Here is a 13,303-nt window from a genome sequence, read left to right as displayed (position 1 = left end):
GCGCCACGTCGGGAACTTTTCTCCTTTCCGGGCCGACTACCAGTTCATGACGTGCGACCACCGACGCCCCCACCCCCCTCGGGTCGCCGAAAGGCACACCTATCGGCGACCATGTCCGGCATGACTGTCGCCCCCCGCCGCTGGGCCGCCAGGCTGGCGGCAGCCGCCGGCCTGCTCGTCACCGTCGTCGCCCTGTTGATCGCGCCAGCCACCTCCGCCAGCGCCCACGCGGTGCTGGAGAGCAGCAGCCCGGCCGCCTCCTCCATCGTGCCGAGCGGGCCGTCCGAGGTGGTCCTCACGTTCAGTGAGTCGGTCCGCAAGGTGCCCGGCAAGATCCGGATCATCGCACCGGACGGTTCCCGGGCCGACCGGGGCGAACCGTCGTTCGGTGACGCTGTCGTGACCATCCCGGTGGACCCGGCCGGCTCGCGCGGCACCTACCTGGTCAGTTTTCGGGTGATCTCCGCCGACAGCCACCCGGTTTCCGGCGCGTTCACCTACTCGGTCGGCGCGCCCTCGACCCCACCCGTCGACTCCGGCACCGACAGCCGCGCCAACCCGGTGGTGGAGACGGCGGTGAAGGTCGCCCGCTTCCTCGGCTACGCGGGTCTGGTGCTGCTGGTCGGGCCGGCGCTGGTGCTCGCCGCCCTGTGGCCGCGCCGGCTCTCCCGCAGGGGGCCGACCCGGCTGGCCTGGACCGGCCTCGGTCTGGTGGCCTTCGCCACCCTCGCCGACCTGTGGTTGCAGGTGCCGTACACGGCCGGTGGTGGTCTCTTCGACGTCACCGGCGAGGGGTTCGGCACTGTCTTCGGCAGCACCTTCGGCGCCGCCCACCTGGTCCGACTCGGCCTGCTGGCAGCGTCCATCTTCCTGCTCCGCCCGCTGCTGGCCCGGCCCGCCGGCCGCGCGGACGCGATCATCCTGGCCGTGCTCGGCGGCGCTGCCCTGCTGACCTGGCCGCTGGCCGGGCACGCGGCGGCCTCCCCGGCGCCGGCGGTCTCGGTGGCGGTCGACGCGGTCCACCTGGGCAGCATGGCGGTCTGGCTGGGTGGTCTGCTCATGCTCGCCGTCTTCCTGCTGCGCCAGGCCGACGAGCGGGAGCTGGGCGCGATCCTGCCGATCTGGTCGCGCTGGGCGGCGCTCGCCGTCTCGGCGCTGCTGCTGGCCGGCACCGTCCAGGCGCTGATCGAGGTGGCCACCCCGCAGGCGCTCTTCGACACCACGTACGGGCGCCTGCTGCTCGCCAAGATCGGGCTGTTCGCGATTGTCATCGCCGTGGCCGCGTACTCCCGGAAGTTGGTGCGCAGTCGCGTCGCGGCGCAACGCCCGGTACCGGTGCGCCGGGCGGTCCTGGTGGAGCTGGCCGTCACCGTCGTGGTGCTGGCCGTGTCCGCCACGCTGGTGCAGACCACGCCCGCGCGCACCGCCGCGGCCGGGCCGTCCGCCGGAGCCGAGTCCGGCCTCTTCAGCACCAGGCTCTCCAGCCCGCTCCTGTCCGTCGAGGTCGAGGTGAGCCCGGCCGGGCGGGGCAACAACACGGTGCACCTGTACGCGTACGACAAGGCCAACCAGCCACTGCTGGTCGCGGAGTGGAAGGCGACAGTCGCGCTGCCCTCGGCCGGGATCGAGCCGATCGAGGTGCCGTTGCTGCGGTTGACGGACAGTCACGCCTACGGCGACATCAGCATGCCGACGTCCGGCGATTGGCAGCTGAAGATCACCGCCCGAACGACCGACATCGACCAGGCCACGGTGACCGCCACCGTGCCCATCCGTTAGAGAGGTTCGCGAAACCCATGACCCGATTCCGGCGTACCGCAGCCGCCGCTGCCGCCCTGGCGTTCACCGCCGCCGCCACCGCTGTGCTCGGCTTCGCCGGACCGGCGTCCGCGCACGTCACGGTGAACCCGAAGGAGGCAACCCAGGGTGGCTACGCCCGGGTGGCGTTCCGGGTGCCCAACGAGAGCGACACCGCGTCGACCACCAAGTTGGAGGTCGTGCTGCCGGAGAACGCCCCGGTCGGCTCGGTGTCGACGATGCCGGTGCCCGGCTGGACGGTCGCCACGGAGAAGCGCAAGGTGGACCCGCCGATCGAGGTGCACGGCAGTCAGCTCACCGAGGCCGTCTCCAAGATCACCTGGACGGCCTCCGCCGACGCGGGGGTGAAGCCGGGTCAGTTCCAGGAGTTCCCCGTCTCGATGGGCCCGCTGCCGCAGGTCGACTCGATGGTCTTCAAGGTCCTGCAGACCTACTCGGATGGCAACATCTCGCGGTGGATCGACGAGCCGGCGCCGGGTGCCGAGGAGCCGGAGCACCCCGCTCCGGTGCTCACCCTGGCCGCCGCGGCGGCGCCGGCGGGTTCGGCCTCGCCCAGCGCAGCCGTGGCCTCGCCCGATGACGATGACGACGACGACGGCAACGGGCTCGCGGTCGGCCTCGGTGTGGCCGGTCTCGTCGCCGGCCTGGCCGGTCTGGTGCTGGGCGGGCTGGCGTTCACGCGTACCCGCCGGGAACCGGTCGCGAAGGTCTGACCCTGTTTCACCCGCTGGCCCGCCGGATCTTCCGGCGGGCCAGCGTGCTTTCCGGAGTCGATGTCGACCGTGCCGTGGATATCCCCTGATCAGACGGTGTACGTCGGTAAGGTCGGCCGGGTATTTGGCTACGGAGGGGGACGGTGCGGATGCGGTTCGTGCGGGTGATCGCCGGAGTGCTGCTGTTGGTGGTGGGGATTCCGGCGCTGTTCGCCGGTGGCGGGCTGTGGCTGGTGACCCGACATGCCGACCCCGGCGGGTCCTTCGCCGCCCGGTTCGAAACGGTCCGCACGCCCGGTCACGCGATCGTCGTCACCGACCTCGACCGGTTGCTGCGGCAGGAGGCGCCCTTCGCGCGTACCGCCCAGACCCGGCTGCGCCTGGACGCCCGCACCACGGGCGGGCCGGCCTTCGTCGGCTTGGCGCCCACCGCCGAGGTGCGGGGCTGGCTGGAGGCGGTGCCGCACGCCACGGTCCGCCGGATGGCGCTGGCCCGGGGTCCGCTGCCGGTCCGGCTCGATCCGGCCGGACCGGCCGCCGACACCCCGGATGTCGCGCCGGCCGCCGGGTCCGTCACGCCGCTGGGCAAACCCTTCTGGGTACGCGAGGGGATCGGTTCGCTGGACTGGAGCGCGGACGACCTCGCCGGCGAACCCATGAGCCTGGTGGTGATGCGCCCCGACGGGGAGAACGACCTCGCTCTGGACCTGCACGCCGAGTTGCGTATCGGGTGGACCGGCCCGGCCACCTGGGGTCTGTTGACGGTCGGCGTGCTGCTGGTGGTGTGCGCGGCGCTGCTCCTGCTGCGGCCACTACGGCCACGCGAGGTGATCTTCGTGGTCGAGCCGGATCAGGTGCCGGTGCTCGCCGGCCGGCTCGGGGTCACCTCGCTGAGTGGCCTGGGCCCCCGGCAACCCGAGCCGACCTCGCCGTTGCCGCTCCGACAACTCGCCCCGGTCGGCTCCGGCGCCCCGGAACCCGCCCGGTCGGCGATCGGCGCGGCCCGCGCGGCCACCCTCGCCGACCTGGCCGAACCGGTCCGGCTTCCCCGCCCGCCGGAGGTGACGTTGAGTCTCGCCTGGCCGCCGGCCGACGTGGACGAGCCCACGGCCCGGCCGGTGGCGGCCCGGTCGGGTGACGGCCCGGCCGGTGGCGGCCCGGTCGGGTGACGGCCCGGCCGGTGGCGGCCCGGTCGGGTGACGGCCCGGCCGGTGGTGGTGGGTGAGACGGCGAGTGGCCCGCCGCGCTGCCGACGCGGAGGGCCACCCTCACCGGGGGAGCGGTGCTACCCGAGCGACGCTTGAGGTAGATGAGGACAGATTAGCGGCGAACATGACTACTCGGGAGGTCTGTCCATTTGGTGCGATTTTCCGCATCGAGCCCCGAGCGCACCGGCAACGCCGCCAGCAGCAGCAGGCTGAGCAGCACGTAGGTGTTCTGCACGACGAAGTCCACCGGATCGTGAGTGCGGACCGGCCCCGCGCCCCAGGCCTGGAACGTCACCACGCCGTAGATCGTCACGGCGGTGATGCCCAGCGCGAGCCCGGCCAGCCACCGACGACGGCGTGCCTCGTCCGGACGGTCCGCGCTCAACGCCGCGTCGGCGAGCAGCACCACCGCCGGCACGAACCAGTAGATGTGGTGGGTCCAGGTGATAGGGCTGGCCAGGGAACCGACCAACCCGGTCAACGTCAGGCCGGTCAACGCGTCACCGGCCCGCGCCGCGCGGGCGGCCCGCCACAGCCCGTAGCCGGCGACCGCGGCTACCAGCAGCAACCAGAGCAGCCGGTCCGGCTTCTCCGGCTCGGTGAACCGGCTGAGCAGGCCGAACAGCGACTGGTTGCCGACGATGTCGGTGCGTCCCACCCGCTCGGTGGTCCACAGCTCGTGCGTCCAGAACCGCCACGAGTCACGAGGGGCGATCGCCGCCGCGAGCAGGGTCGCCGCCGCCGCGGTCGCGCTCGCCACCGCCGCGGCCCGCCACCGCCGGGTGGCCAGCAGATAGACGATGAAGATGCCGGGAAAGAGCTTGAGGGCCGTCGCCAGCCCCACGCCCACCCCGGCCCAGCGTCGCGCCTGCGGCACCGCGAACAGCAGATCGGCCAGGATCAGCACGACCAACAGCATGTTGATCTGACCGAAGGTGATCGTCTCGCGGATGCTCTCCACCGCCAGCACCAGCAGGACGGCGGCGACCAGGGTGAACGTGCGGGGCAGGGCGTGTCGGGCGATCACCGGCGTCACCAGCCACCGGGTGGTCAGCACCACGGCCAGCACTGTGAGCGCCGTGAAGATCGCCACGGTGGCGCCGAGCCGTAACAGACCGAACGGCCACAGCAGCAGCGCGCTGAAGGGTGGGTAGGTGAAGTACAACTCGCCCTGCACCCGGTCGGGCTGGACGTAGTCGTAGAGCGGGTGGCCGACGCGCCACCAGTCCATCGCGGACATGTAGATCTTGAGATCGAAGAAGTTGTGCACGAGGCCGGGCAGATACAGCGCTGGCAGCACAGCGCCGAGGGCCACCACCGCGACCAGGCGACGGACCGTACGGCCGCCGGGATCGTCTTCGGTGACGGCGGGCGGTGCGACGGGTTCTGCTGGCACCCCGAAACCCTAGCGGTCCGGTCCGCCGAGAGCGCGCAGCCGCGGGGCGTGGGCTGCGCGTAGGCTGTCCCGGTGGCTGATCTCCTCGTCTGGATCGACTGTGAGATGACTGGGTTGGACCTCGGCAGGGACAAACTGATCGAGGTTGCGGCACTGGTCACCGATCCCGACCTCAACGTGCTGGGTGACGGTGTCGACGTGGTCATCCACGCCGACGAGGCGGCGCTGGAGGGGATGCCGGAGATCGTGCGGACGATGCACGCCAAGTCCGGCCTCACCGAGGAGGTCCGTCGTTCGGCGGTCACCCTCGCCGAGGCCGAGGACCTGGTGCTGGAGTACGTCCGCACCTTCGTCAAGGACCCGCGTACGGCTCCGCTCTGCGGCAACTCGATCGCCACCGACCGGGGCTTCATCGCCCGGGACATGCCCCGCCTCGATGCCCACCTGCACTACCGGATGATCGACGTGTCGTCGATCAAGGAACTCTGCCGCCGCTGGTACCCCCGCGTGTACTTCGGCCAGCCGCAGAAGGGTCTCGCGCACCGGGCGCTGGCCGACATCCGGGAGAGCATCCGGGAGTTGGAGTACTACCGACGCACCGTCTTCGTTCCGCTGCCCGGCCCGGACGTCGAGACCGCCAAGGCCATCGCCGCCGAACTCTGACCGCGGCCGCGCTGACCGGCAACCCGCTGGACGTGCCTGGCTGTGGTGTGGCTATTATTGGTCCGCACCCCGCCCGGAGCGATCAACCGGGCGACGGCGGCATGGTGGCTGTAGCTCAGTTGGCAGAGCACCGGGTTGTGGTCCCGGTTGTCGTGGGTTCAATTCCCATCAGTCACCCCACTGGTTTCACTGCTCAGGCCCCCTCCTCGGAGGGGGCCTGAGTCGTTGTAGGGGCGAGACGGGGGACGACGCGAAAGCCCCCTCCGGGGAGGGGGCTTTCGTCGGCTGGCTCAGGCGGTCGGTGTGGGGGACGGGGTGACCGCCCCGTCCGGGGCCGGGGTGGTGGCGTCCGGGTCGGCCGGAGGCTCGTACGGGAGGGCGCTGCCCTTGACGTACTCGTCCCAGCTCATGTTCCAGTCGGTCCAGCCGTTGCCGTTCTGCAGCTTGCGCTCGGTGCCCTTGACCGTGATCGGGTCGCCGATCTGGGTGTTCTTGAAGAGCCAGTCGCCGTTGGCCATCGACACGTTGACGCAGCCGTGCGACACGTTCGTGGTGCCCTGCTGGCCCTCGGACCAGGGTGCCGCGTGGATGAACTCCCCGCCCCAGGTGAGGCGCTGCGCAAAGTCGATCTTGGTGCGGTAGCCCTCGTCCGGGCCCAGCTCCTCGAACGTGTCGAAGACCGTCTTGCGTAGCTTCTCGATGACGACCATGGTGCCGCTGGACGACGGGGTGCTCTTCTTGCCCAGGCTGACCGGAATGGTCTTGATCACAGAGCCGTTGCGGGTCACCGTCATCCGCTTGGTCTTGTTGTCGACGGTCATGACCACCGCAGCGCCGATCTTGACGTCCACCGAGAGGTCGGCGCGGCCGTACCAACCCGCACCCATCGGCAGGCCGCCGGCCTGCACCCGGTAGGAGACCTTGCTGTTGGGCTTCCAGAACTCCTTCGGCCGGTAGCGGATCTCGGTGGGGCTGACCCAGTGCCAGATCCCCTCCTGCGCCGGAGTCGAGGTGACGGTCATCCGGCGCTGCACGTCGTCGCGGTAGTCCTCCGGGATGTCCCGGCTGAACTTCACGATCAGCGGCATGCCCACCCCGACCACCTGGTTGTCACCGAGGAAGCTGCTCACCCGCACCTGGTTGCCGGGCTTGGCCATGGTGGTGAAGGTGCTCGTCGCGGTGGCCGGAAGCCCGTCGTCGCCCTTGGCGGTCACGGTGGCCGTGTAGCTCGTGCCGTAGGCCAGCGCGCCAGCCGGAAGCCACGACTTGCCGTCCTTGGCGAGGGCGCCCTCGACCGCCTTGCCGGCGGCGTCCTTCAGCTCGACAGCGGTTTCCACGGCGTCCTTCGTGGTGAAGGTGATGCCGGTGGACGCCGCCACGTCCTTGGCGTCGGCCGCCGGCTCACTGATCGTCGCCGCGGCCTTCGGTGCCGGGTTCTCGCCGCCCCCGTGCCACGAGGACGACTTGCCGCCGTCGCCGTCGGTGCAGGCCGAGGTGAAGGCCAGCGCCACGGCGAGGAGCCCTGCCGCGAACACGCGGCGTCGCCCACCGGGCCTGATCAGCTGGTCCTGGCTAGCTCGCATGAAGTCCCTCACAGTTGTGGTCGCTGCCCCATCGTCTCTTACTGACGCGCCAGAGCCGGCCCCGGTTGCCGAGGGTGAACCGAAACACGCCGTCAATAGTGCCCGAATCCTGCTACTATTCGGCGTTTCGTGAGCCTGGCTCGTCTCCGTGCCGGGAGTGCGGGGTCGCCGCGTCGTCATCGACCGGCGGGAGTGCAAGAGTACGCCGGCCCGGCCAACGGCCGAGCCGGCGCAACGAGACCGACGGCTCAGACCGCCGGGCCGGCCCCACCACTGGGCACCGGCAACGCGCTGCCCTTGATGAACTCCGACCAGCTCAGGCTCCACGCCGTCCAACCGTTGCCGGCGGCGACCCTGCGCTCGGTGCCCTTGATCGTGATCGGGTCACCGATCCGGGTCTTGTCGAACAACCACCTGGCGTTCGCCATCGACACGTTCACGCAGCCGTGCGAGACGTTCTGCCGCCCCTGCACGTGCTCCGACCAGGGTGCGGCGTGGATGTACTCGCCGCCCCAGGTGAGCCGCTGGGCGAACTGGATGTCGGTCACGTAACGGTTGGCCGGATCCGGGTCGTCGCGGGTGTCGAAGACGGTGGCTTCCTTCTTCTCCATCACCACCATCGTGCCGCTCGACGACGGGGTGCTCTTCTTGCCCAGGCTCACTGGAATGGTGCGTACCGGCGTGCCGTTCTCGAACACCGTCATCTTCTTGTTGGCGTTGTCGACCTTCATCTCGAACGAGCGGCCGATCTTGGCGGTGGCCTTGCGGTCGATGTCGCCGTACCTACCGTTGCTCAACGGCATCCCCGCCAGGGCGATCCGCACGGCGATGGTGGTGCCCGGCTTCCAGTACTCCGGAGCCCGGTAGTAGGCCTGCGTGCCGCTGCTGACCCAGTGCCACGCGCCCGGCTGCGGCGGGTCGGTCCTGACGAACATCCGCTTCTGCACCGCCGCCCGGTCCTTCTTCGGGATACCCGGGTGGAACTCGGTGACCACCGGCATGGCCACCCCGTAACTCTTGTCGTCGAAGAGGTACAGGCCCGACCCGATCGTCGACTTCGGCTTGGCCATCGTGGTGAAGCTGCTGGTGCCCTGGCTGCTCGTACCGTCCGACGCGCTGGCCGTCACCGTGGCGGTGTAGCGGGTGCCCCACTTCAGCGGAGCGGACGGCACCCAGGACGAACCATCGCTCCGCAGCTTGCCCTCGATCGAGCCGCCGCCGTCCGCCGTCAGCGTGACAGCTGACACCTTCCCGCCGTCCGGGAGCTTCGCGCTGATCTCCGTGCTCACCGGCCTGTTCTTCGTGCCGTTCGCCGGGCTCAGCGTGAGTGCTGGCCCACTCGGTGTGCTCGGTGTCGAAGGTGCGGCTGAGCCGGGGGTGGCGCTCACGTCCGGGGACGCCCCGCCAACGAATTCCGGCTTCTTTCCGTCGCCGCCGCATCCGGTCAGTGCCAGCGCCGCCGCCAGAGTCAGGGCGCCCACCACCGCCCCGGCTCGCGTGAACCGTGCCATGCCCACCTCTGTTCTCGCGTACCTGGCGGACATCGTGCCGCATCGACGCCGCAACCCACGTCCCGATCTTGACGGTGGTGCCCGGTTCGGGGCTTTTGCCGGCAAAGCTCGACCGAAGGGGGGACCCGGGGAACCGAATTGGAGGCCGCTCGGGAGGGGTGCTAATGTTCTCTCCGTTGCCGAACGAGCGCCGCTAGCTCAACTGGCAGAGCAGCGGACTCTTAATCCGCGGGTTCGGGGTTCGAGTCCCTGGCGGCGCACCAACGATGAAGGTCCTGACCTGGCAGATCTCTGCCGGTCAGGGCTTTTTTCGCGTACGGCGGTGCGACGAGGTGCGGTGCCAGCGGCTAGAGGCGGAGTGCGGCTCGTACCAGATCAGCGACAGCTCGGGAACGGCTGTGCGGGGGCCAGGCGATGACCGTGGTGACTTCCGGCGCGTCCACGATCGGCACGGCGACGAGATCATCGTTCAACTGGGATCGGGCGGAGTCAGGCACGACCAGCAAGGTCCGGCCAAGGGCGATCAGCTGGAAGAGTTGGGAGTGGCTCTGTGCCTCAGGACCTGGGCCGTCGGGATAGGTGCCGTCATTCCCGGGCCAGCGCGGTAGAGGCAGGTCGGGTAGCTCGGTCACCTCGCTCAGCTGCAAACTCCTGCGAGTGGTGAGGGGATGGCCGGCCGGGAGGATGGCGACCTGGCCCTCGGTGAGCAGCTCCTCGGTGTCGAACCCTGTCAGGTCGTCGAACGGGTGGTGAAGGATCGCGACATCGGCACGGCCGGTCCGCAACAGCCGTTCCTGTTCGCCGGGGCCACACAGCACCACGTCGACGTCGACCGATCCCGGTTCGGTGGCGTAGGCGTGTAGCAGCTTCGCGAGCAACTCGCTGGTCGCTCCAGCCTTGGTCGCCAGGACGACGCTGGCGCGACCGGTGACGGCGAGAGCTGCGCGGCGGGTGCGATGTTCGGCAGCTTCCACAGCGTCCAGAGCTGCTCGTCCTTCGTGCAGCAGGACCGCACCGGCCTCGGTCAGGGTCACCGAGCGGCTGTCACGCTTCAGCAAGGCGGCACCCAGACGGCGTTCGAGCTGACTGATCGCCCGTGACAGTGGCGGCTGGGCTATGCCCAGGCGTTGCGCCGCTCGGCCGAAGTGCAGCTCCTCGGCCACGGCGACGAAGTACCGCAGCTCTCGTGTCTCCACGTGTCGAGCCTAGCCGGGAACGGAGGCGCGACGATACCGTGAGGGTATCGCCCATGACTCAGGTGGTCTTGGACGGCTTACGGGCCGTGACTCACAGTCGAAGACATGAGTGACACGAAGATCGCCCTGGTTACCGGGGCCAACAAAGGCATCGGGTACGAGATCGCGGCAGGCCTGGGCGCGCTGGGTTGGAGCGTGGGTGTCGGGGCTCGCGAGCAGACCCGGCGGGACGCTGCGGTGGCACGGCTGCGGGACGCCGGCGTCGACGCCTTCGGTGTCCCGTTGGATGTCACCGACGACAGCAGTGTCGCCGCCGCAGCCGATCTGATCGCCGAACGCGCCGGACGCCTCGATGCCCTGGTCAACAACGCCGGAATCACCGGCGGCGGGCCGCAGCAGCCGAGCAGCGTCGATCCGGCCGTCATCCGTACGGTGGTGGAGACCAACGTCATCGGCGTCATCCGGGTGACGAACGCCATGCTGCCGTTGCTCGGCCGGTCGGCCTCGCCGCGCATCGTGAACATGTCCAGCAGCGTCGGTTCTCTGGCCCGGCAGTCCGGCCCCGGTGGTGAGACCTCCACAGGTCCGGTCGCTGTGGCCTACGCGCCCTCCAAGTCGTTCCTGAACGCGGTGACCCTTCAGTACGTCCGGGAACTGGCGGACACGAACATCCTCATCAACTGCGCCTGCCCGGGCTTCGTCGCCACCGACCTCAACGGCTTCCGTGGCGTGCGTACTCCCCAGGAGGGCGCAGCGACCGCCATCCGCCTGGCCACACTGCCCGACGGGGGCCCCACCGGCGGATTTTTCGAGGACGCCGGTGTGGTGCCCTGGTGACGGCTCGCGGCTCGCGGCTCGCGCGCCGGCCGACGAGAGCGGCCCGGCGCCATCGGCACCGGGCCGCTCGCGCCATCGGCGCTGCACCCACTCCTACGTGCACAAGCCTCAGTAGTCGATATTGATGGCCGCGATCTGGCGGGTGCCGTTGGAGACGATGGCAGGGCCGGCGAAGCGCGAGCTGGAGTAGGTCAGTGCCGTCTTGTGGCCGGGACTGTTGAACCAGGCCTCGATCATCTGCTCGGGTGTGGCGGTGCCCGAGGACGCGAAGAGGACCTCATGGCCGCAGTGCTCAAACGCGCCCGCATCAAGGTTCTGCTTCACGCAGGCTTCCCCGGCGCGTTGCTCCGTGGCGCGCAGCGCTACCTCCGGCAGCCCGAGCGCGCGGCGTCGCTCGTTGAGCAGCACCAGCAGACGTTGTTCGGCGGCGGAGACACCGGATGCCGCATTGGCAGACTTGGGTGCCGACCTGGTCGGTGACGTGGTCGGCGCCGGCGACCTGACCGGCTTCGCTGACCTGGTGGGCGTGGAGGTCGCCCGCGAGGTGGACGGCGACGCGAACGCGGGTTCGGTGGTTTCGTAGCCGGGTTCGATGATCGCGGTTGGGGGCTGGGCGCCGGTCGCGCTCGCCGGCCGTTGCGTCGGCCTGTCCGCGTAACTGGCGATGAGGATCCCGCCGCCTCCGATCAGGGCGACGGCCGCGAAGGCGCCGACCAGGGTCTTGGGCAGAGACAGTGCCGTGACGCCGGCCTGATGCGACACCCCGCCGGTCTTCGCGGATGCGCCGGTCGGCGCGACGTCCCGCAACGCCCCGGCGGTCTTCACGGGGGCGCCGGCGGGCGCGACTCCCTGCGACGTGCCGGAGACGGTGTACGCCTTGCGCGTGACGTCCGACGCGAGGCCGGCCGGGAGCGGTGTGAGTGCCAGGCCGGCCAGCAGCCGTTCGGCCGGAACCAGATCCGACGCGGCGTTCGGGCACCGCGCGCAGGTGCGAATGTGCCGCGCCAGTCGCTTGCGCCACACCTGCGCGGGCTGGCCGTCCCAATCGGACGCCGTGTCGATCAGGCCTGCGCAGCCGGGCCGGGCGGAGAGGGCTCGCACCACCAGCCGAGCGGTGTCCAACTGTGCCTTCATCCGGGCCACCCGGACGGTCACGTGGTGCGGGTCCAGTTGTAGGGCATCGACCAGGTCGGCGCGGGAAAGGTGACCGGCCTCGGCCAACCACCACAGGGACAGCAGGTGGCGGTGGTCATCGTCCAGCCAGCGGGTGGCCAGGACCACCTCCCGGCGCTCATTGGACAGGCGAAGCTTGGTCAGCGTCAGGTCCTCGAAGTCGGAGCCCGGGACGACCAGATTGTCGATGTCCTCCGGCGGCGCCGGTGTGACGTGCTGGTACTGCCGGTAGGCGCGGATCTCGTTCATGGTGACGGCCACCAGCCACGACCGGAAAAGCCGCGGATCGCGTACGCCCGCCAGTCCGCGCACGACGCTCAACATCGTGTTCTGCACCACGTCGTCGACATCCGCCGACCGATTCAGTGCCCGGCCCACGATGTTGTACACCAGTGGCAGGTAATGCGAGACCAACGCGTCCATCGCCGCCTGGTCGCCGCGGCGTGCCGCGTCCACCGCCGCCGACATGTCGGTGCTGTTCGGGTACGCGTGCTCGGTCACGCTCACAACCTCGCCTTCACGGGACATCTTCGTACACCGTGGAGATCGGTTGGCACCCGTCCAGGTCACACAAACTGACTTCCTCATCGTCCACCGCGAGTGACGACGTCCAGGCCGAAGCCCCCTCAGTGCGGTGCCAGCCAGCCTTCAGCTGACGGACACCAACAGGCTCACCTGTTGCTGTTGAGGTGGACGATGGTGCCGTTGAGGGCGGTCGCGAAGAGCGTCCACGCGACGTACGGGGCCAGTGCGACGGCCGCGACGCCGTCGGCCTGTGAGGCTCGGCGGAGCAGCACGAGGTTGGAGGCGTTGAGCGCGGCGATTTCGGCCAGCGCGATGGTGGGTCTGTGGGCCTTGAAGAACAGCGCGCTCCAACCGAAGTTGAGGGCCAGGTTGAGCCCGTAGGCACGGGTGAACGCGGCGCGGTCGGTTTCGCTGGTGCGGTCCAGCACGCGGGCGCCGGCCACCGCGATCAGGGCGTACAGCGGCGTCCATACCAGCGGGAACGCCACGGGCGGGGGTTGCCAGGTCGGCTTGCGTAGCCGTTGGTACCAGCGTGAGGACGCGTCGGTGACCGTCGCCCCGGCGGCGGCTGTCACGGTGACCGCTGCCGCGGTCCTAGCCAGGGTTGGTAGTCGCATGCTGTTCAGCTACCCGGCCTGCGACGGATCAATCGCGCCCCGTTCGCCGGCTGAACGGCGGTG

The 13,303-nt window shown here is 70.1% G+C and carries 11 protein-coding genes and 2 tRNA genes; 7 read left to right on the top strand and 6 right to left on the bottom strand.

Annotated features, from left to right (window positions below; translation table 11 throughout):
• The first annotated feature begins 111 nt into the window (after window positions 1-111).
• From ACGF3C_RS18245 to ACGF3C_RS18235, 3 genes are all read left to right on the top strand, one after another.
• Window positions 112-1,779, top strand: a complete 1,668-nt coding sequence (locus ACGF3C_RS18245; protein WP_393223249.1) for a copper resistance CopC/CopD family protein — start codon at window positions 112-114, stop codon at window positions 1,777-1,779.
• Window positions 1,780-1,796: 17 nt separating this feature from the next.
• Window positions 1,797-2,531, top strand: a complete 735-nt coding sequence (locus ACGF3C_RS18240; protein ID WP_393223247.1) for a YcnI family protein — start codon at window positions 1,797-1,799, stop codon at window positions 2,529-2,531.
• A gap of 149 nt (window positions 2,532-2,680) precedes the next feature.
• A complete protein-coding gene (locus ACGF3C_RS18235; RefSeq protein ID WP_393223633.1) occupies window positions 2,681-3,700 on the top strand; it encodes a hypothetical protein in 1,020 nt (339 codons plus the stop codon).
• A 151-nt stretch (window positions 3,701-3,851) separates the two neighbouring features.
• Here the strand turns inward: ACGF3C_RS18235 and ACGF3C_RS18230 are convergent, their stop codons facing one another.
• Entirely contained in the window at window positions 3,852-5,135 is a 1,284-nt protein-coding gene (locus tag ACGF3C_RS18230) for a glycosyltransferase 87 family protein (RefSeq protein WP_357233765.1), read from the bottom strand.
• Window positions 5,136-5,207: 72 nt separating this feature from the next.
• On the opposite strand from ACGF3C_RS18230, the gene orn reads away from it, so the two are divergent.
• Window positions 5,208-5,798 carry an oligoribonuclease gene (gene orn / locus ACGF3C_RS18225; protein WP_393223244.1) on the top strand — a complete coding sequence of 197 codons (591 nt, stop codon included), beginning with the start codon at window positions 5,208-5,210 and terminating at the stop codon, window positions 5,796-5,798.
• A gap of 104 nt (window positions 5,799-5,902) precedes the next feature.
• A tRNA-His gene (locus ACGF3C_RS18220) sits at window positions 5,903-5,978 on the top strand.
• Between the two features lie 110 nt (window positions 5,979-6,088).
• Here the strand turns inward: ACGF3C_RS18220 and ACGF3C_RS18215 are convergent.
• On the bottom strand, window positions 6,089-7,381 hold the full coding sequence (locus ACGF3C_RS18215) for an Ig-like domain-containing protein (RefSeq protein ID WP_357228400.1): 1,293 nt from the start codon (window positions 7,379-7,381) through the stop codon (window positions 6,089-6,091).
• A 248-nt stretch (window positions 7,382-7,629) separates the two neighbouring features.
• Window positions 7,630-8,892: an Ig-like domain-containing protein gene (locus ACGF3C_RS18210; RefSeq protein WP_393223241.1), complete on the bottom strand. Its 1,263-nt coding sequence runs from the start codon at window positions 8,890-8,892 to the stop codon at window positions 7,630-7,632.
• Window positions 8,893-9,079: 187 nt separating this feature from the next.
• Between ACGF3C_RS18210 and ACGF3C_RS18205 the strand changes: the two genes are divergently transcribed.
• Window positions 9,080-9,155, top strand: a tRNA-Lys gene (locus tag ACGF3C_RS18205).
• Between the two features lie 84 nt (window positions 9,156-9,239).
• On the opposite strand, the gene ACGF3C_RS18200 is transcribed toward ACGF3C_RS18205, so the two are convergent.
• Window positions 9,240-10,088, bottom strand: coding sequence for a LysR family transcriptional regulator (locus ACGF3C_RS18200; RefSeq protein ID WP_357229962.1), 849 nt, complete (start codon window positions 10,086-10,088; stop codon window positions 9,240-9,242).
• Window positions 10,089-10,193: 105 nt separating this feature from the next.
• On the opposite strand from ACGF3C_RS18200, the gene ACGF3C_RS18195 reads away from it, so the two are divergent.
• Window positions 10,194-10,925, top strand: coding sequence for an SDR family oxidoreductase (locus tag ACGF3C_RS18195; protein ID WP_355005403.1), 732 nt, complete (start codon window positions 10,194-10,196; stop codon window positions 10,923-10,925).
• A 108-nt stretch (window positions 10,926-11,033) separates the two neighbouring features.
• Here ACGF3C_RS18195 and ACGF3C_RS18190 read toward each other — a convergent pair whose 3' ends face one another.
• The gene (locus tag ACGF3C_RS18190) at window positions 11,034-12,599 is read right to left on the bottom strand and encodes a sigma-70 family RNA polymerase sigma factor (RefSeq protein ID WP_393223237.1); all 1,566 of its coding nucleotides are present in this window, start codon (window positions 12,597-12,599) and stop codon (window positions 11,034-11,036) included.
• Window positions 12,600-12,769: 170 nt separating this feature from the next.
• Window positions 12,770-13,240 carry a TspO/MBR family protein gene (locus ACGF3C_RS18185; RefSeq protein ID WP_357229957.1) on the bottom strand — a complete coding sequence of 157 codons (471 nt, stop codon included), beginning with the start codon at window positions 13,238-13,240 and terminating at the stop codon, window positions 12,770-12,772.
• Window positions 13,241-13,303: the final 63 nt, after the last annotated feature.

The sequence above is a fragment of the Micromonospora sp. NPDC047762 genome (assembly GCF_043204655.1).
GTDB lineage: Bacteria > Actinomycetota > Actinomycetes > Mycobacteriales > Micromonosporaceae > Micromonospora.
This window is presented reverse-complemented; position numbering and strand designations above follow the sequence as displayed.